The organism is Sediminicola luteus, assembly GCF_040566555.1.
Lineage (GTDB): Bacteria > Bacteroidota > Bacteroidia > Flavobacteriales > Flavobacteriaceae > Sediminicola.
Map to the genome: position 1 here is coordinate 81,725 of NZ_JBEWYP010000003.1, position 19,479 is coordinate 101,203.

Annotated in this window: 17 protein-coding genes; 6 read left to right on the forward strand and 11 right to left on the reverse strand. The window is 39.7% G+C overall.

Features of this window, described 5'->3' with window-relative positions; genetic code table 11:
* Positions 1 to 55: 55 nt before the first annotated feature.
* A complete protein-coding gene (gene uvrA, locus ABXZ32_RS06605) occupies positions 56 to 2,890 on the reverse strand; it encodes an excinuclease ABC subunit UvrA (RefSeq protein ID WP_354617881.1) in 2,835 nt (944 codons plus the stop codon).
* A gap of 122 nt (positions 2,891 to 3,012) precedes the next feature.
* Between uvrA and ABXZ32_RS06610 the strand changes: the two genes are divergently transcribed.
* Positions 3,013 to 3,540 (forward strand): hypothetical protein, encoded by a 528-nt coding sequence (locus tag ABXZ32_RS06610; RefSeq protein ID WP_354617882.1) that lies wholly within the window; start codon positions 3,013 to 3,015, stop codon positions 3,538 to 3,540.
* Between the two features lie 63 nt (positions 3,541 to 3,603).
* Here the strand turns inward: ABXZ32_RS06610 and ABXZ32_RS06615 are convergent, their stop codons facing one another.
* Positions 3,604 to 4,377 carry a TIGR03915 family putative DNA repair protein gene (locus tag ABXZ32_RS06615; protein WP_354617883.1) on the reverse strand — a complete coding sequence of 258 codons (774 nt, stop codon included), beginning with the start codon at positions 4,375 to 4,377 and terminating at the stop codon, positions 3,604 to 3,606.
* A 146-nt stretch (positions 4,378 to 4,523) separates the two neighbouring features.
* Here ABXZ32_RS06615 and ABXZ32_RS06620 point away from each other — a divergent pair, with 146 nt between their 5' ends.
* Positions 4,524 to 5,291: an XRE family transcriptional regulator gene (locus tag ABXZ32_RS06620; RefSeq protein ID WP_354617884.1), complete on the forward strand. Its 768-nt coding sequence runs from the start codon at positions 4,524 to 4,526 to the stop codon at positions 5,289 to 5,291.
* 4 nt (positions 5,292 to 5,295) lie between these two features.
* Here ABXZ32_RS06620 and ppnP read toward each other — a convergent pair whose 3' ends face one another.
* The 6 genes from ppnP to ABXZ32_RS06650 all read right to left on the reverse strand — a co-directional run bounded on the left by ppnP (position 5,296) and on the right by ABXZ32_RS06650 (position 9,620).
* Positions 5,296 to 5,577, reverse strand: a complete 282-nt coding sequence (gene ppnP / locus ABXZ32_RS06625; protein WP_354617885.1) for a pyrimidine/purine nucleoside phosphorylase — start codon at positions 5,575 to 5,577, stop codon at positions 5,296 to 5,298.
* Positions 5,578 to 5,722: 145 nt separating this feature from the next.
* Complete coding sequence (locus ABXZ32_RS06630) at positions 5,723 to 5,887, reverse strand: hypothetical protein (protein ID WP_354617886.1); 165 nt, start codon at positions 5,885 to 5,887, stop codon at positions 5,723 to 5,725.
* Positions 5,888 to 5,893: 6 nt separating this feature from the next.
* Positions 5,894 to 6,604, reverse strand: coding sequence for a hypothetical protein (locus ABXZ32_RS06635; protein ID WP_354617887.1), 711 nt, complete (start codon positions 6,602 to 6,604; stop codon positions 5,894 to 5,896).
* An 82-nt stretch (positions 6,605 to 6,686) separates the two neighbouring features.
* Positions 6,687 to 7,331 carry a peptide deformylase gene (locus tag ABXZ32_RS06640; RefSeq protein ID WP_354617888.1) on the reverse strand — a complete coding sequence of 215 codons (645 nt, stop codon included), beginning with the start codon at positions 7,329 to 7,331 and terminating at the stop codon, positions 6,687 to 6,689.
* A gap of 22 nt (positions 7,332 to 7,353) precedes the next feature.
* Positions 7,354 to 9,039, reverse strand: a complete 1,686-nt coding sequence (ggt, locus tag ABXZ32_RS06645) for a gamma-glutamyltransferase (RefSeq protein ID WP_354617889.1) — start codon at positions 9,037 to 9,039, stop codon at positions 7,354 to 7,356.
* Positions 9,027 to 9,620 (reverse strand): acyl carrier protein phosphodiesterase, encoded by a 594-nt coding sequence (locus ABXZ32_RS06650; protein WP_354617890.1) that lies wholly within the window; start codon positions 9,618 to 9,620, stop codon positions 9,027 to 9,029. The genes ggt and ABXZ32_RS06650 overlap by 13 nt, the downstream gene beginning before the upstream one ends.
* Positions 9,621 to 9,716: 96 nt before the next feature.
* Here ABXZ32_RS06650 and glmM point away from each other — a divergent pair, with 96 nt between their 5' ends.
* The gene (gene glmM, locus ABXZ32_RS06655) at positions 9,717 to 11,105 is read left to right on the forward strand and encodes a phosphoglucosamine mutase (RefSeq protein ID WP_354617891.1); all 1,389 of its coding nucleotides are present in this window, start codon (positions 9,717 to 9,719) and stop codon (positions 11,103 to 11,105) included.
* A 70-nt stretch (positions 11,106 to 11,175) separates the two neighbouring features.
* Here the strand turns inward: glmM and ABXZ32_RS06660 are convergent, their stop codons facing one another.
* On the reverse strand, positions 11,176 to 12,063 hold the full coding sequence (locus ABXZ32_RS06660) for a lysophospholipid acyltransferase family protein (RefSeq protein ID WP_354617892.1): 888 nt from the start codon (positions 12,061 to 12,063) through the stop codon (positions 11,176 to 11,178).
* 55 nt (positions 12,064 to 12,118) lie between these two features.
* Here ABXZ32_RS06660 and ABXZ32_RS06665 point away from each other — a divergent pair, with 55 nt between their 5' ends.
* Both ABXZ32_RS06665 and ABXZ32_RS06670 read left to right on the forward strand, forming a co-directional pair.
* Positions 12,119 to 12,766 (forward strand): rhomboid family intramembrane serine protease, encoded by a 648-nt coding sequence (locus ABXZ32_RS06665; protein WP_354618275.1) that lies wholly within the window; start codon positions 12,119 to 12,121, stop codon positions 12,764 to 12,766.
* 183 nt (positions 12,767 to 12,949) lie between these two features.
* Positions 12,950 to 14,590, forward strand: a complete 1,641-nt coding sequence (locus tag ABXZ32_RS06670) for an LVIVD repeat-containing protein (protein WP_354617893.1) — start codon at positions 12,950 to 12,952, stop codon at positions 14,588 to 14,590.
* A gap of 95 nt (positions 14,591 to 14,685) precedes the next feature.
* On the opposite strand, the gene ABXZ32_RS06675 is transcribed toward ABXZ32_RS06670, so the two are convergent.
* On the reverse strand, positions 14,686 to 15,792 hold the full coding sequence (locus ABXZ32_RS06675) for a TlpA disulfide reductase family protein (RefSeq protein WP_354617894.1): 1,107 nt from the start codon (positions 15,790 to 15,792) through the stop codon (positions 14,686 to 14,688).
* Positions 15,793 to 15,897: 105 nt separating this feature from the next.
* Complete coding sequence (locus ABXZ32_RS06680; protein WP_354617895.1) at positions 15,898 to 16,392, reverse strand: hypothetical protein; 495 nt, start codon at positions 16,390 to 16,392, stop codon at positions 15,898 to 15,900.
* A gap of 96 nt (positions 16,393 to 16,488) precedes the next feature.
* Between ABXZ32_RS06680 and ABXZ32_RS06685 the strand changes: the two genes are divergently transcribed.
* Positions 16,489 to 19,401, forward strand: coding sequence for an FAD-binding and (Fe-S)-binding domain-containing protein (locus ABXZ32_RS06685; RefSeq protein WP_354617896.1), 2,913 nt, complete (start codon positions 16,489 to 16,491; stop codon positions 19,399 to 19,401).
* The last annotated feature ends 78 nt before the right edge of the window (positions 19,402 to 19,479 follow it).

Genomic DNA, 19,479 nt, shown 5'->3' on the forward strand with positions numbered 1-19,479 from the left:
ACTTTTTAAAATGGCCAATTGATGCCCTTTGTTTTATGGATTACTAAGAGCCTTCCTACAAACCTAATTCTTTTCTTAGAAATTTAGAGGTGTAACTCTTTTTATCTTTTGCTATTTCTTCAGGTGTACCTTTGGCGACAAGCTTACCACCACCACGACCTCCTTCATAACCAATATCAATAACATGGTCTACCATTTTAATGACGTCCATGTTATGTTCAATGACCAAAACGGTATTTCCTTTATCTACCAATTTGTTCAGTACGTTCATTAAAACCCTAATATCCTCGAAGTGCAAGCCCGTTGTTGGCTCATCCAAAATATAGAAGGTATTGCCGGTATCCCTTTTGGATAGTTCCGTGGCCAATTTTATACGTTGGGCTTCCCCACCCGATAGCGTGGTAGATTGCTGTCCCAATGAAATATAACCCAGGCCTACATCTTGAATGGTCTTGACCTTTCTGTAGATCTTGGGGATGTTTTCAAAAAAGTCTACTGCTTCGTTAATAGTCATTTCCAAAACATCTGCTATGGATTTACCTTTGTACCTTATTTCCAGGGTTTCCCTGTTGAAGCGTTTGCCATTACAGGTCTCACATTCTACATAAACATCGGGCAAAAAATTCATTTCAATTACCCGTAAACCACCACCTTGACACGTTTCACATCGTCCTCCTTTAACATTGAAACTAAAACGTCCCAACTTGTAGCCTCTTATGGCTGCTTCTTGGGTTTTGGCGAAGAGGGATCTAATCTCACTAAAAACCCCTGTATACGTTGCAGGATTTGACCTAGGTGTTCTTCCAATTGGGGATTGGTTGATATCTATAACCTTATCTATGTGCTCCAAGCCCTTAATTTTTTTGTAGGGCATGGGTTTTTTAACACCATTAAAATAATAGGCATTTAAGATAGGGTAGAGGGTCTCATTGATCAAAGTGGATTTACCACTTCCCGACACTCCGGTAACCCCGATCATTTTCCCCAAGGGAAATTCTACTGTTACATTTTTAAGATTGTTTCCCGTACATCCTGAAAGCACGATGCTCTTTCCGTTGCCTTCCCTACGAGTTTCGGGAACTGCTATTTTTTTGACACCGGTAATATAATCCGCTGTTAAGGTGTGTTCGTTTTTTAAATCCTCCGGTTTCCCTTGGGAGATAATTTCTCCCCCATGTCTACCGGCTTTTGGACCAATATCAATGACGTGGTCTGCCCTTTCAATCATATCCCTGTCGTGCTCCACTACGATTACGGAGTTTCCTAAATCCCGGAGGGCTTCCAAGGATTTTATCAATCGCTCATTATCCCTTTGATGAAGTCCTATACTGGGCTCATCCAAAATATAAAGAACCCCTACAAGTTGGGACCCGATTTGGGTGGCCAACCTGATCCGTTGGGCTTCCCCGCCGGAAAGGGATTTAGAACTTCTGTTGAGGGAAAGGTAATCTAGCCCAACATCCAAAAGAAATTGGAGTCTTGTTTTGATCTCCTTTATAATTTCTTCAGCGATGATCCTTTGGTTTCCAACCAAGTTTTTTTCCAGTCCATTAAAAAAGGCAGCAAGCTCCACTATGTCCAAATTGGAAAGCTCCGCAATGTTCTTTTCTTCAATTTTAAAATAGAGCGATTCAATCCTTAGGCGGGAGCCATTGCAGGTAGGACAATTTATTTTGTCCATATACTCCTTGGCCCATCTTTTTATGGAGGTAGATTCTGCCTCTTCAAATTGGTTCTTTAGAAAGTTGGAAATACCTTCATAATCTATTTTATATTGTCTTTTAACACCTAAAGTTTTGGAGTCTACCTCAAAACTTTCGGCACCTCCGTGCAGGATAATATCCAGGGCTTCCTCTGGGATCGTATTTATAGGGTCTGTAAGCTCAAACTCATAGCGTTGGGCAATGGTTTCAATTTGCTTAAAGGCCCAAGATTTTTTGTATTCCCCTAATGGTGCGATTCCTCCAGCTTTGATGGACAACTTTGGATTGGGAATAATTTTTTTGTCGTTTACCTCATGTACATTGCCCAAACCATTGCAATTGGGACACATACCTTTTGGGGAGTTGAATGAAAACGTATTGGGTTCTGGGGACGGATACGAGATACCTGTTGTGGGACACATCAGATCCCTACTGAAGTAGCGGGGAACTTCCTGACCTTCCTCTAGGATCATCAGTACATTTTCACCACTATACATTGCTGTATTGATGGTTTCAGAAAGACGCTTATCCAAATCTGCGGAATCAGTAACTTTTAAACGGTCTATGACAATCTCGATATCATGGGTCTTATAGCGATCGACTTTCATTCCCTTTACGATATCTTTGATTTCCCCGTCGACCCTGACTTTTACAAAGCCTTGTTTTGCGATCTGCTCAAAAAGCTCCCTGTAGTGCCCTTTCCGGGATTTTATGATGGGGGCAAGAACATTTATCTTTTTTTCATTAAAATCTTCCTTGATGAGCCCTTTGATCTGTTCATCGCTATAGCTAACCATTTTTTCGCCAGTGTTATAACTGTAGGCATAACCTGCCCTGGCAAATAAAAGGCGTAAAAAATCGTAAACCTCTGTAATGGTCCCTACGGTTGACCTTGGGGATTTTGAAGTGGTTTTCTGTTCTATGGCAATTACTGGGGAGAGTCCATCTATTTTGTCCACGTCCGGCCGTTCCAAGCCTCCCAAAAATTGACGGGCATAGGCTGAGAAGGTTTCTATATATCTCCGTTGTCCTTCGGCATAAATGGTATCAAAGGCGAGGGATGATTTACCACTACCAGAAAGTCCCGTGATCACAACAAGTTTTTCTCTAGGAATGGTAACATCAATGTTTTTAAGGTTATGGACCCTAGCGCCCTTAACCTCAATATTTTCCTCGTAATTTATCATTTTCTATAGCAAAGTTGCAAAGTTACGATTTTGGCATCTAATAATGAAGTAGGGCCTATTTTGATTTTTGTTAATTAAAACCTTAGAATTAAATTAGCAGAATAGATTTAAAAACAAGCAGTATGCAACTTTTAGGTATTGGATCAAGGATAGAACATAGGGAATTTGGAAAAGGAGTAGTAACCAATGTTACTTCCAAACACTATTGGGTCACATTTATTGATAACGGACTGGAAACTATTGAATTGGATGCAGAATTTGATGTGATTGAGTTGGTGGAAGAGGAGGTTGATACCATCAGTTTTTCTGAAGTAGAACAATCCTTAATTTCCATTTTGAGGAGGTGGAGCGATGCCAGTCAGGTTACCCCAATTGCGGATAAGTGGAAAGGCGGAAGTTTGGTTTTAAAACCAGGGGACGGCAATCTATCGGAAAAAGAAATCCCGTTGGACACTTTCTTTCATAAAATTGTTATGGTAAGGGACAGGATCAGGGTAATGGAGCAAAAAATAAATGCCAGCGCCAATTTAGATGATCAGGAAAAAGTGGACTTACAACAGTATATTACAAGGATCTATGGCAGTTTAACCACTTTTAATGTATTATTCAATAACAAGAGCGATCATTTTATTGGGGAGAAAACCAAGTAAAAGGAAGTATCCCACCTCACATTATATTATAGACACAAAAGCGCTTAAGCCACTATTTTTTCACTAAACAGCCGCCCTTTCGTTGAAAAAGGGGCGGTATTCTTTACTGTAAAAAGCAGCAGATGGTTTAGGCAGGATATGAGATTGTATCTCAATATTTTTTAAATACCCATTACTTATATCCTTCACCCCTTGACCTTCATTTTTTGAAATATTGGAGAAGAAGTCAGGATTTTTATAATAGTCGCCAAGGTCAAGTGTAATTAGTTCAACCTTATATCCTTCAAAATAGATTCCATAACCTCTCTTGCTGTCATAAACAAGCCAATGCTGGTCTCTGTATTTAGACCTAAAGTGCTTTGAGATTAAAGGGAGCACATCATAATCTGGAGCTATGACAGCAAAGTAAACTGAATCCTTTGATTGATACATGTCCACAAATGCTTCCATATGTCTTTTTTCAGATCCGACCAATTTGGCCAAGTGTCTTATCTTGGATAGATCTTCATCCGCTAAGGACAAGGGAGTTCCGCTTGTTGAAAAAAATAATTGTTTGATATATCTGAATAATAGAAATTCAATGCCTTTTGCCTCACTTTGATAAGCAAAATAAACAGTTTTGGTGGTCTCATGGCTCTTTTTTTCAAGGCCGTGCCACACCCTTTTAGCCAAGTCTATTTCTGTGCTTATGGTTTCAGTGTCCGAAAAAAGTTCCCTTTGCTTCCCGTTGTCCTTTTGAATGTCCAAAACGTTCCACTTTTGGTCAAAGGCTTTAAAAACAGTGGTGAGAAAACCATTAAAACTCCCGTCGTAAATTAAAATTTTAGCATTCTCCATTTGAATTGGATTTAGATTCGATGAATATCACTTTGTTATTAGCACTAGAACAATTTTGTAATCATTCCAAAAATATGGAATTATTCCTAATTATGGAAATATTCCATAAATATTTTGGATATAATCCAAAATGTGTATATTTGAGAATGGAAAATGACTTAGCAATTGAGGTAAAGAGATTCACGGACGTTCGAAGGGATTTGGGCTATACCCAATCAGAATTCGCAAAACTTTTAGGAATTTCAAATACTACCGCAGATATAGAACGAGGAAGGACCAAGTTGTCCGGTAAAGTAGTAGCTGAATTGTTAAGGCAGTTTAAAATAAATCCTTTGTGGCTATTTGGGGAAGGCACCAATCAATATCTGGCAACTTCCAATGTAAGTGTCATTCCAAAAGTGGTGACAGTGGATGCCAACGAAAATGAAAACATGGTTTTGGTGAATGCCAAGGCGGCCGCAGGTTACCCACAAAATATTCAGGATACCAGCTGGTACAGACAATTACCGGCTTTTGATATACCCTTGCCAGAATTTAGGAATGCAACGTATAGAGGTTTTCAGGTAGAAGGGGATAGTATGTTGCCTAATCTACGTCCGGGGGAGTGGGTTTTGGCAAAGGCCGTAGAAAGCATCCAGGATGTTAGCGCCAATAAGATGTATGTGGTTGTCCTACACGATGCTGTTTTGGTAAAAAAACTGGAGAAGTCGCCCAACGGTTATAAAATGTCATTAATTTCCTTAAACGAGACTTATCCTCCTTATGAAGTGGATATGCAGCAAATCCAGGAATTATGGCAGGTAAACAGCAAAATCACTTTTGGTTTGGATGCTACCACAGAGACGGGACTATTGAGACAGCTCCAAGAATCGATGGAAGAATTAAAAAGCCAGATTCGTTCCGTAAAAAATTAAGCTCTTATTTGTAGATGCATTTGTAACAGGTATCAGAAGCAACTTTTACATTGAAAGATACATTGGCATTCACTATAAAAGTCTCGTATGGCTTATAGGTTTTCCATTCAGTTTCACCCGGTAATTGGACTTCCATACTACCAGATACAACGGTCATATATTCAACAGTTGTTGTGTCAAAAGTATAGGTCCCTCCTGCCATAACGCCAACGGTGGCTCTTCCTTCTTCATTCTTAAAAGCCATGGACATTACCTTGTCCTCAAAATATGTATTTGTCTTGAACATAGACTTAGTTTACGTGTGATGTGTAAAAGTAAATAGAAAATCAGGGTTCCCCTTATCATTTACAAAGAGGAGGAATATTGTGGTATTTGCAACTCAGAAATTGGGAAGCTTTAAAATTGTTGGAACAGCGATTCTTCAAACTTAATTATTGATCCAATGATTTTTTTGCTTCCTTGGATTTTTGCACAATTTCCTTTAACCTGGCCGCCCGCTGTTCCTTTTCTTCCCTAAGCTTATTTTTCTTTCGATTCATTAGCTTGGTATGTTGTGCCTTGTTCTTGGTGTTTTTTTCTGTTCCTTTCTTTGCCATACTATATTAATTATATGCCTTTACATCGCCCATGGAAAGGGTTATGGGACCTATTTTATGTGTGGTTGGCAAATATGTACCGCTCTCCATTTTTTGCCATCCTTCCCACGAAGCCTCAAGTCCTCCAATAGGAATGATGGAAACCCACATCTGATAACTTTCAGGGAACCCGGTTTCGTTTACCTTCCAAAGATAGGAATCGCCAGGAGTATTCCCACCAGAGGTATATGTGACCAGTAGACCTTTTGATCCATCTTCTAGCTGAACCAACTTCCTTTCGGTCCCGGAGTCAAATAATTTAAAGGGCGCAACGAGCCAAAAAGAATCATTGTTGAAATTTTTTGTGGCCTTAGCAATAAGTTTATCCTTTATAGTCCCTTTTGCCTCAAGGTTATTTTTGGTGACCAAACTTTGTTTTGGTCGTTTTAAATCCAGATCTACCACTACGTCATCCCATTTTACAGTTACAACTTGTCGCTGTTTGTCCCAAAAATAGGTGTTATTACCATTTTGAAACGACCATTCTACGAATTGTGAGTTTTTAAAATCCTCGTAATGTAGTGCACTTTGCATTTTCATGGCCATTTCATCGGCCTCAGGTCCGGAATCTTTTAAGGTTTCAGGGTATGGCTCGTTATAAATGGCAAATAGAACCACAATAAGCAAGGTGAGAATGGATAGAACTATAAAGCCTATTTTTAATATCTTTTTAAGCATTTTTTAAATTACACTGTTATCATTTATTTCACTGACGACCATTGTTAAATAGATCTATCTCCTTACCTCCCTATCAACACTGCTATTGATGAGTGGCATCCTTTGTCTCTTTTTCTAAATGATCCAGATATAAAATACCGTTCAAATGGTCAACTTCATGCTGTACTATTACCGCAGTAAAAGCCTCAACCATTTCAGTGGCATGGGTATTGTCCATCTTATCGTATTCGAACATTATGGCATAGGCTCTCGTTTTTGTAGTATCCCGCCTATTTGGAATGGAAAGGCAGCCTTCCATACAATCCTGTTTCATGGTAGAGTATGAGGTTATTTTTGGGTTTAAGTATACCTCAAAAGGAAGATTTTCCTTGTCAAATCGTTGTACCCATATAATATTTTTAAGAATCCCTACTTGTGGAGCTGCTATTCCTGCACCCAAGGACATGCTATCCCTTACCGTACTATAAAGTCGTTCTACAAACCGTTTTAGAACTGGATCATTTGGGTCAACCGTAAGGGCTTCGCTTTTGGTTCTTAGGAGAATGGAATCTTGTGTGTTGTTAATTTTAAAGACCCGCATAGGTTCGTTTGATTCGCCGGACATGATCATCTCTATTTGTTCCGGAGAGAAGTTGCTAGCATGGGATTCGCCAACAACCTGTTTTGTATTCGCACAACTGGCCAACAGACTGCCGATCAGCAGAAAAAGAAATATATTTTTTGACATAATGGTTTTGTTTGAGACCCAATTAAAAGCCCACGGCTGTATCATCCCCGCGTTTATCAGCACCGCCTTCCAATCTTCCATCTGGCAATACCCTAATGGCATCTACCTTGCCTATAATGGGGTTGCGCTCTTCATTAATGATATACCCTTTAGCAGTTAAAGACGCTTTAAGTTCTGGAGAGAAACCTTCTGGCTCAAATACCACCACATCGGGAAGCCATTGATGATGGAAACGTGGAGCATTAACGGCATCTTGCATGCTCATATTGAATTCATAGACATTGAGAATGGTTTGTGCCACAGCGGTGATTATGGTAGATCCTCCCGGCGTACCTACCACCATATATAGATTGCCGTCCTTTTCTACAATGCTCGGAGTCATGCTGCTCAACATTCTTTTGCCAGGTGCAATGCTATTGGCTTCAGCACCAATGAGTCCGAACATATTGGGAACTCCGGGCTTTGAGCTGAAATCGTCCATCTCATTGTTTAAAAAAAAGCCCAGTTCATCACAATACAATTTTGAACCATAGGCGCCATTAATGGTCGTAGTGACAGAAATAGCATTACCTGCGCTATCAACTATGGAATAATGGGTGGTTTCATCACTTTCAACAATTTGCACCTCACCGCGTTCTATATCCGATGATTTAGTGGCTTTTTCAAAGGAAAAAGTTTCCATTCGTCCTTTCATATATTTTTGACTTAACAGCACATCTAGAGGGATATCGACGAAATCTGGATCACCCAAGAAATGATTCCTGTCGGCATAAGCCCTTCTGGAGGCTTCTGTAAAGAGTTGGATGGTCTTGACCGAATTATGTCCAAATTTTGCAACATCATAAGGTTCCATCATTTTAAAAATCTGGTTCATGGTAACTCCGCCACTGCTCGGAGGGCTCATGGAGATGACTTTAATATCCTTATACTTAAATACAATGGGTTGCCTCCACTGGGCTTCATAGCCTGCCAAATCGTCTTCCGTAACATAACCACCCTTATTTTGGATAAAATCGGCCAGGGTTTTGGCAGTTTCCCCTTTATAAAATCCGTCCCTGCCATCAGTGGCAATTTTCTTTAGGGTTTTGGCCAGGGCCGGATATTTAACGGTATCTCCTTCCTTGTAGACCTTGGCAAACAAGGTGCTATCTGAATTGACCTCAATGATAATCTTTCGATATCCTTCCAACCTTTCTTCCTGCTTTTTTGTCACCACTACACCTCTTTCCGCAAGGGCTATTACTGGAGACAAAATATCTTCCAGCGGCAAGGATCCAAATTTTCTGTGAACCTCGATCACGCCGGCCACGGTTCCCGGAACCCCTACAGCGGTTGCCCCAAGTGTGCTTTTATCGGGTATGACGTTGCCCAGTGAATCCAAGTACATGTCTTTATGTGCCGACAAAGGCGCTTTTTCCCTATAATCCAAAGCTCCAATATCTCCATTACTTTTCCGGTACACCATAAAACCACCCCCGCCAATATTTCCTGCATAGGGATAGGCCACTGCCAAGGCCAATTCAGTGGCCACCATGGCGTCAAAGGCATTTCCGCCCTGTTTTAAAATTTCAGATCCTATGGCCGAAGCTTCCTCGCGGGCAGAAACCACCATTGCTTTTTCGGTCACAAGACCAGTAGGAGCGGCAGGTTGATTGGTTTTGCATTGTACAAATAGAAAGAGGACGAATAGAAAACTTATTTTTCGCATAGGATGATATATTTTTGTTTGGAATAGGTTATTAGTTCTTCAAAAAAAACGGAAAATTCCTTTTCAAAATCAATATAATGTGTTTCGAGATCCAAAATAGCAAAATTCATCTTGCTTTTGTTCTTCGTTCTGCGGTTCATACCACTTAATACCCTAGAAATTCCATCCAAATTGGAGTAGTTGTAGATCCAATTGTCAGAGATCATATAGGGCATCATCCGTTTAACCCCATCAGGTAAAATGGTATAATTTTCTTCCAAAAGATCATAAAATTGTTCTACAAAAATGTCCAAAGGGGTTTCGGAATACTGTTGCCAATTTTTGGCCAAAAAATGATCGTAAAAAATATCGACGATAACCCCGCTATAGTGACTGTAGTTTTTATGCAAGCGCCTAGTGCTTTTTCTAACTGTAGGGTGGGCATCCGTAAATGTATCTATGGCCCGATGCAGCATAATGCCTTTTTGGACATTAACGGGCAAATGCTTGTGTCTATTTCCCCGAATACTGTCGGCTATAAAATTTCCCAAGGTAATTTCATCATTTCCAAAGGACAGATAAATATGTGCTAAAAAATTCATGGACCTTCTTCTGATGTCATATGTTCGAATTTACAAATAACCGTTATAGTAATAAACTGTAGAGGTGTATATTTGCAAAAACTTTTTCTAGCATACATGACACTAATCAAATCAATATCAGGAATACGAGGTACCATTGGCGGAAAACCAGGTACAAATTTGACCCCAATTGACGCTGTAAAATTTGCGGCAGCTTATGGTATATGGTTAAAAGAATACTCAAAAAAAGAAAAACTTACTGTCGTTATCGGGAGGGATGCCCGACTTTCAGGCGAAATGATCCAAAATATTGTGGTTTCTACTTTGATTGGATTAGGGATAGATGTCATTGATCTTAACTTATCGACTACGCCAACAGTAGAAATTGCTGTTCCTATGGAAAAGGCCGACGGTGGAATTATTCTAACGGCGAGCCATAACCCGAAACAGTGGAACGCTCTTAAGTTATTGAACGAAAAAGGGGAATTTTTAGATGCTGCCCAAGGCGCTAAAATTTTGGAGATCGCCGAAGCGGAGGATTTTAATTTTTCAGAGGTGGACGATCTGGGAACCATTACCAGAAATGATGCCTATATTGATATTCATATAGATGAAGTGTTGAACTTGCCTTTAGTTGATAAGGAAGTAATAAAAGCTGCCAAATTCAAAGTGGTGGTAGATGGGGTTAACTCCACTGGGGGTATCGCCATCCCACAGCTATTAAAGGAATTAGGGGTAGAAGTGGTGAAATTATACTGTGAGCCAACCGGTCATTTTCCGCATAATCCAGAGCCTTTAAAAGAGCATTTGGGAGATATTTCTACCTTGGTAGTCAAAGAAAAGGCAGATTTTGGAATTGTGGTAGATCCGGATGTAGATAGACTGGCTTTTATAAGTAATGACGGTGAAATGTTCGGTGAGGAGTATACCCTGGTTGCCTGTGCAGATTATGTGCTTGGGAAAACAAAGGGGAACACGGTTTCCAATCTATCCTCTTCTAGGGCGCTAAGGGATATTACCGAGAAGCATGGTGGCACCTATGAAGCCGCCGCTGTTGGGGAAGTAAATGTTGTGACTAAAATGAAGGCCAATAACGCCATAATCGGTGGTGAGGGCAACGGAGGTATCATTTACCCTGAGAGTCATTACGGTCGCGATTCTTTGGTGGGCACGGCCCTCTTTCTAATGCTAATGGCAGAAAGAGGAGGAACAGTTAAAGAATTGAGGGATAGCTATCCTAGTTATTTTATGAGCAAAAAGAAGATAGAGTTGACACCTGAATTGGATGTTGACGCACTTCTTGTGGCCATGGAGGATAAATATAAGGATGAACAGGTCACCAACATTGATGGGGTAAAGATCGATTTTCCTGAAAACTGGGTGCATTTGAGAAAATCCAATACAGAACCGATTATTAGGATTTACACGGAAGCAAAAAGTCAGGCTGAAGCAGATGGTTTGGCAGATCGTATCATCTCAGAAATTAAAGAGGTAGCGGGAATTTAATTTGATTCTTGAAGATAATTTAAATGGCTTGGTAATGAATTGAAGCAATTCAAGATTACCGGGCCATTTTTTATTGAATGTCCTTAGGGGCCTTATTTCGATGTTTCCACCTTCTGTGTGTCCACAAATAATGTTCTGGCCTTTCCCTAATTTGTTTTTCTGTTTCCCGTAAGAACCTCTCGGTAATTTCGTTCTTCTCAGTTTGTTTACCTGCATCGGTAATTGGGATAAATTCTGCCTGGTAATATCCTCGCTTTACTTTGGATACTTTTAGAAAGACAACGGCCAAATCCAATTTTCTGGCCATGACTTCAGCCCCGTTGAAGATGGGGACTTTTACCCCCATAAATTCACTCCAGTACTGGGCTTTCGCAACCATTGGGGATTGGTCGCTGACCATTCCGAAAATACCTGTTACACCAAGCTGTTCATTCCTGACCACAGTTTTTACGGTCTCATTTTGGGTAATGGGGGTGGTGTTCCATCTAGAACGTATATTTTTTATGTGTCGGTCAAAATATTTATTGCCTATCTTTTGGTAAACGGCATACCCTTTTGAAGCAACATAGTTATTCATGCTTACATTCCATTCCCAGTTGGCATAGTGGGAGCACAATACAAGGATGCTCTTCTTCTTTTCCAATTCTTGTAACAATTCCATATTGACTACATGGTATCTTTCTTTGACCTCTTCTTTAGAAAGTCCCATGGTTTTTACCATTTCTAAGAACAAATCGCACATATGTCTGTAAAAATCCCTTCTGATGGTGTTCAGTTCTTCATCCGACTTCTCCGGAAAGACTAGTTTTAAGTTCTCGTAGACCACTTTTTTACGATAGCCTATAACATGATAAACCAAAAAGAAGACAACGTCTGAAACAAAGTAAAAAACTCTGAAAGGAAGGATGGAAATAAGCCATAAAAAAGGATAGGCCAAGATATAAACAAGTAGTTGCATGCAAAAAAAAGTATGGGCAAATATAGCTATATTTGAATCCAAATCAAGGTATCCTATGAATATGCATATTGCCACCATTGTTATTATTGCCATCAATGTACTGGTCTCCCTAAAAGGTTTTAATGATATTAACTTTTTTGAACGTTATAAGTTCAATATTTCTGCCATCAAGGCTGGACAAAAAGAGCGTATGTTCACATCAGGTTTTCTACATGTAGATTTCTCCCATTTGTTCTTTAATATGTTTACCCTTTATTTTTTCGCCAACGTGGTTATTGCCTGGTTGGGAGCCCCTATATTTATTCTTATCTATGCGGTAAGTTTGGGGGCAGGGAGTCTTTTAGCACAATTTTTCCATAAAAACGAGCCTCAGTACAGCGCTGTAGGAGCCAGTGGAGCCGTTACGGGAATATTATACGCCGCTATATTATTACAACCGGAAATGCAATTGGGGATCATGTTTATTCCCATCCCGTTACCAGCTTACGTAATAGGTATAGCTTATCTGTTGTATTCCATTTATGGGATGAAAAATAGATTGGGCAACATAGGTCATACCGCTCATTTTGGTGGTGCCATAGGAGGATATGTGATGACCTTGGTGTTTATGCCAAGTCTTTTGGTGTCTGAGACCCTGATGGTCATGCTTATGGCTGTTCCAATCGTTATTCTTTTCGGCTTGGAGAAGATGGGGAAAATATAAAATAACCTCTTAATGAGCCCTCTGTGTAGGAAGATTTCATTTAAATAAACATGGAATAACACCTATTTGTCAGTAGATATGCCCTTTAAGATGGACAGTTTAACGAGAATATCACAAATTTTTATACTTAAGAGTGGATTTTAACGTTCTTTGATAACCCAAATAATGTTAAACCTACTTATAATGAAAAGAATTTCCCTTCTATTTTCAACAGTTTTATTGTTGGCAATATCTTGTAGTGATGAAACCACTATATATTCTGAACCAGAAAGTACCATTAAATTAGAAACGAATCTTCAAGTGTTGACCAATAGTATTGTGTTTAGCAATTCTGGAGTTTTGGACATATTTGAAAAGGATGAAACCACAGGTAAATTTTCAAAAAGTAATGCCGCTGGTGTTGCAGGTGATTATCCATTAACCCTTGTAGCACAGGTTAGCCCTCCTTCGTTTACAGGTGGAGCCAATTTAACGGCCTCCCATGTGAATATTGATGGTGACTTCGCCTATGTATCCTATAATACGGTAGATGTCGGTTATGCCGGTGCAATAGATATTATAAATATATCCGATCCCAACAATCCGGTTGTGACGTCTAGGATGTATTTCACAAACAGGGATATCAATGCCTTAAAATATGACAATGGTTTTGTTTATGCCATTGGAGGAATCGAGGCTGAAGGAGATCTAACCGCACTTTCAAACTCCTTTCTGGCCAAAATACCGGCTGTAAACGGAATTTTTAGTACTACTGGGATTGTTTTTGGTTATCAGGAGGGTTTTGTTGCAACTGACGTGGAAACAACGGCAACCAATGTTTATGTGACAAGCGGAATGGATGGTGTCTTGGCTGCTTATGATAAGTTGACCTTAACAATATCAAATAGTGTACTTTCTCCAGACTTACGTTCCTTGGCGATTCAAGATAATCAAATTGCTGTATTGGATGGCAGCAAAGGATTAAGCATTTTTGACCAGAATTTTCAATTGCTCAAAGAAATAGCTATCAATAGCGATTTTGGAGTATCCACCAAAAAAACAATCGACTTTGATGCTGACCGAATCATGGTATCCGAAGGTTCTAAAGGAGTTGGAGTTTATAACACTACTTCAGGAGCTTTTATAGAGTATATCCCAATTTTAATTAATCCTGATGGGGTTGATATGTCTGATATTGTCAACAATGCCGTAGCCATAAATGAAGGAGTGATACTTATGGCCAATGGAGGCGCAGGTTTAAGTTTAAACGAAAAGAAAACTGACAATACAGAGGAGTTCGGTATCATAGGATTGGACGGGTCTATTAATTATGTAGCATCAAAGGCCGATTATGTTTTTGCTGCCTCAGGAAAATTGGGGTTACAAATTCTTAAAATGAATAAGCCTTCCGAAACCTTATTAAACAGATGTGCTGATCTATTGATATATATTGGCAATGATAATATGAGAATTGGAGTAGGAGAGTCACTCGAGTATTCCGGTGGTGCTGGGAAGCGTTTGAAGAGTGTAGGGATAGATGGTTCCTTATTGTTATGCGGTTCCTGGACCGTTCAAAATGACACTTGGATTAGTGAGGGTGCTTTGTTCGAAATGAATGGTAGTTATATCATTGGTAGCAATAAAAAGCAAAAAGAAATATTGGTCCAAAAGAATGGTGTCTTTAGGGTAGAGGGAAATCTGACCATTTATGGTAATTTAATCCTTGAAGAAGGTGCAACAATGGAATTCCTTGATGGTTCTATTGTTAATATATTTGGAGATGTTATTATGGATCCTACAGCCGTGGTTAAAGGAAATTTCGTGGACTTGCAAAACAAATTCTAGGAAAAAAATAATATTAGGATATAAACCTAATGACAAAAAAAAAGGCCCTACCACATTATTGTGTAGGGCCTTTTTTAATATATATCTTTCTGAGTCTATTGTAACATTTCAGCAATCTTTTGCTCCAAGGCTGGACCTCTAAGATTTTTGGCTACGATTACTCCGTTTTCATCCAAAATAAAGGTTGCCGGGATTGCATCCACATTATATAATTTGGCAATTTCATCAAAGTATTGAACGTTGGAAACATGGTTCCATGTAAGGTTGTCATCTGCAATAGCTTTTTTCCAATCCTCGGCTCTTCTGTCCAAAGAAACCCCAAGAATGTTTAACCCCTTTTCATGGTATTTATTGTAGACATTTACCACATTAGGATTTTCTGCCCTGCATGGCTTGCACCAAGCAGCCCAAAAGTCAACAATTGTGACCTTCCCCTTAACGTCGTTCAAGGCTAATAAATCCCCATTTGGAGTAGGAGCGGAAAAATTTGGTGCCTTGCTGCCAATGGATGTGCTTTTGCTATTGTTCAATTTTTCCTCTATGCTCTTCCCTGGTTTGGTCTTTTTCATTTCGGGAGAGAGACCATCGTATAGTGCTTTTACTTCTTCATCCGTCATTGATTTTGTATTCAATACCTTATCGATGATCAAAACAGAAATCAAGGAGTTTGGATTTTTCTTTACATATTCCAATTCAAAATTTTTCGCCTCTTCCTGAAGTTCAAAGTATTCATCCCTCAGGGAGACCATAGTGCCTTCATCATTACTGGCACTGGCTTTTCTCATATCCTCATTTATGGAAACGGCCCTGCTAGACAATTCCTTTGATCCTTTAATAAAATCACTGAAAAACTCATTTTGCGGAGTTCCAGTTATTTTTGCATTGTTCAAACTATCTTTTTGAACAGTAAGCTCTATCTCTCCCTTTTCAACAATAAAAGGTATGTTCCCTCTCAACTGGTCAATATAAACATAATGTATTTCTGGTAGGTCGGCCGGCCCTGAGAATTTGAATTTCCCATTTTCAACAGTGGTGGTATCCACATCAACTAGCTGATTTTCGGCATTTGCCATTTTAAGGAATACCTTGGTACCGTTTTCCAATTCCCCATTCACAGTTCCATCAAGAATGAAACCTTCTGGATTGGTACTGCAAGCAACTACGGCTGTTAGAGCACATAGGGATACTAATATTTTTTTCATCATTTTTATTTTAGACGGTCAAAGGTAATTATATTATCGAGTATAAAAAAAGCCCTTAACATTACATAAACGTTAGGGGCTTGTAGATTTTTATATTATTGGGTACTAAAATTGGTAACGGATACCAAGGGCGATATCAAAATCGAAATTATCAGAAAATTCATCATATCCTGCAACTCCAATTTCTGGTCTGAAATCCAATGAAAGAAGCAATGGGATATTAAAATTATATTCGATACCTATATTACCGGCTGCAAAAATGAAAAGACCGTCATTGTAATCTCTGTCTTCCTTTCTTACAAAATCCACACTACCTAATCCACCACCAAGACCATAGTACCAGTTAAAATCACCTTCAATTGGTCTAACCCATTGGTGAACCACTGCCAATTTAAAGGCATCATAGTTTCTGCTGTCTCTCCATCCAAGATCAAATTCCAATCTCGTACTAGAAGTTAATGCAGTTTGGTAGGATATTTCCGCACCAAAACCATCACTATCACCCAAACGAAGTCCAAGTGCATTTTCTGAAATCGACTGTGCGCTCAAAGAAAATCCTGTAAAACATAGGATAAGCGTTAAAATTTTAAATATTTTCATAAGTTTTGTTTTAAGATTATTTAGGGGGCAAAAATAGCCGAATATTAATGGCCTAAAGTTAATAAAAACTTAATTTAGCACCTAAAATTGACCCAAGTGGATAATAATTTGCTCCTAAAACTAAAAAGCAATTTAGAAGGGGACCTGAAATGGGATTCCCTAACTACTGCGCTGTATTCCACGGATGCTTCCGTCTACCGTAAAATGCCATTGGCGGTTGTATTCCCCAAGACTATTGAGGATATTAGAAAAATTATTCATTTTGCCGATGAGCATAGTATCGGGATCATTCCACGAACCGCAGGAACCTCTTTAGCGGGGCAATGTGTGGGTGACGGCATTGTGGTAGATGTATCCAAGAACTTTACAAATATTCTCCATTTAGATGAAGCTAAAAGGCAGGTTACTGTTGAGCCTGGCGTCATTAGGGACGAATTGAACCTTTTTCTAGCGCCCTACGGCTTGTTCTTCGGTCCAAACACTTCTACTTCCAATAGGTGTATGATAGGTGGGATGGTAGGTAATAACTCTTCCGGGACCACATCCATACAGCAAGGGGTTACTAGGGATAAGATAGTTTCCATGAAAACTATTTTGGCCGATGGAACAGATGTGGAATTTAAAGCCATATCCAAAGAAGATTTTACACAAAAAACGAAGTTGGATAGCCTGGAAGGATCTATTTATAGTAACCTATATAAGGAACTTAGTGATACCAACACACAAAATGAAATATTTGAAGAATTCCCTAAACCTTCCATCCATAGAAGGAATACAGGGTATGCTGTAGATGAAATTTTAAAAAGCAATGTGTTTACCGATGCCAAGCAAGATATCAACCTTTGTAAGCTTTTAAGTGGGAGTGAGGGGACCTTGGCATTTACCACGGAAATCACGTTGGAATTGGATGTCTTGCCCCCAAAATTATCCGCTATGGTGGTCACACATTATTACACCTTGGATGATAGTTTGAAAGATGTGGTGCCTGTTATGGAGCACAACCTTCATTCCTGTGAGATGATGGATAAGGTGATTCTCGACTGTACCAAGAACAACAGGGCGCAATTGGCCAATAGATTTTTTATTGAAGGGGATCCAGCGGCAGTATTGATGCTGGAATTACGATCTGACACTGAAGAAGATTTGGACGCACAGATCTCTAAGTTATTGGCTACGGTAGAATTATCGGGCTTAAGTTATTCCAATGCGATCCTTAGAGGGGCCAATACCAACAAGGCGGCGGAATTAAGAAAGGCTGGTTTGGGGCTTTTGGGCAACATGGTAGGAGATCGCAAGGCAGTTGCTTGTATTGAGGATACTGCCGTTGCTTTGGAGGACCTTAAGGATTTTATTGGAGAGTTTTCCCAAATCATGAAATCATACAAACAAGATGCTGTGTATTATGCCCATGCAGGGGCAGGGGAATTGCATTTGAGGCCCATCCTGAACCTGAAGAAGTCCGAGGACGTGGCTCTATTCAGGGCAATCACCACAGATGTGGCTAAATTGACGAAAAAATACAAAGGCTCCTTTAGTGGAGAACATGGAGATGGTATTGTAAGGGCAGAATTTATTCCTTTAATGATAGGTGAGAACAACTATCAATTGTTAAAAAGGGTAAAATCCTACTTTGATCCAAAAGGAATATTCAATCCTGGAAAAATTGTGGATGCCTATCCTATGGACGAGTCCCTGCGCTATGAAATAGATAGGGAAGAGCCTGAGATTAAGACGTTGCTGGATTTTTCCGATAGCGAGGGCATACTTAAGGCTGCAGAAAAATGTAATGGGAGTGGCGATTGCAGAAAGACACATAAAGTGGCAGGAGCCATGTGCCCCAGCTACCATGCCACAAAAAACGAAAAAGATACAACCAGGGGTCGTGCGAATGCCTTACGTGAGTTTTTGACCAATCCCAATGCCAGTAATGGATTTGACAGCAAGGAACTCAAAGATGTTTTCGACCTATGTCTCAGTTGCAAGGCGTGCTCCAGTGAATGTCCGAGTAATGTGGATATTGCGACCTTAAAAACAGAATTCTTGTACCAATACCAAGAAGCAAACGGTTATCCATTACGGGGTAAATTGTTTGCGCACAATACCCGATTGAACAAATTGGGGAGTAAGATGGCCGGCTTGACCAATGCGGTATATGGATCTAAGGTATTGAGTGCTTTAGTTAAGAAAACTGCTGGGGTGGCCCAAGAAAGAAGCCTTCCAAAAGTTTCAAGTGTTGATTTCAATAAACACCTTCAAAACCATAAAAAAGAGGCTGTTATTTCAAAATCAAAAGTAGTTCTATACATCGATGAATTTACAAATTACCTGGATACAGAATTGGGCAAGGATGCCATTGAAGTTCTTGTTTTATTGGGGTATGATGTAGAATTGTTCTTCGGGGAAAGTGGTCGCACCTATATTTCCAAAGGATTTTTAAAAGAGGCAAAAAAATTGGCTTTGACCAATATTGAAAAATTAAAGGTCTTTGCAGATCGGGCTGTTCCCGTTATAGGTTTGGAGCCTTCCGCCATCCTAACTTTCAGGGATGAATACAAGAGGTTTGGTGCCGATGCCAAAACTGTGGATGCCATAGGGGCCAATTCCTTCCTTATTGAGGAATTTCTGGCCAGTGAAGTAGAGAAGGGGAACCTGACCTCGGCCAATTTTACAAAGGAGCCAAGGACCGTGAAAATTCACAACCATTGCCATCAAAAGGCATTGTCCAATCAAAAGGTAACCTTTGATATATTAAATCTGCCTGTAAATTATACGGTTTCTATCATCAGTTCTGGCTGTTGCGGGATGGCCGGATCCTTTGGTTATGAACAGGAGCACTATGAGGTGAGTATGCAAATAGGGGAGTTGAAACTCTTTCCAGCGGTTCGAAAATCTGCCGAGGATGTGATCATTGCTGCCAATGGCACCAGTTGTAGGCACCAAATACATGATGGCACCAATAGGACAGCGTTACACCCCATAACCATATTAAAAGGGGCCTTGACAAATTAAAGGGTTGACTCGTACCACTTGTTAAGCAAAGGGTAAAGTTTAGTTTAATTTGTTTTATTTGGTAAGTGTATGGTAATA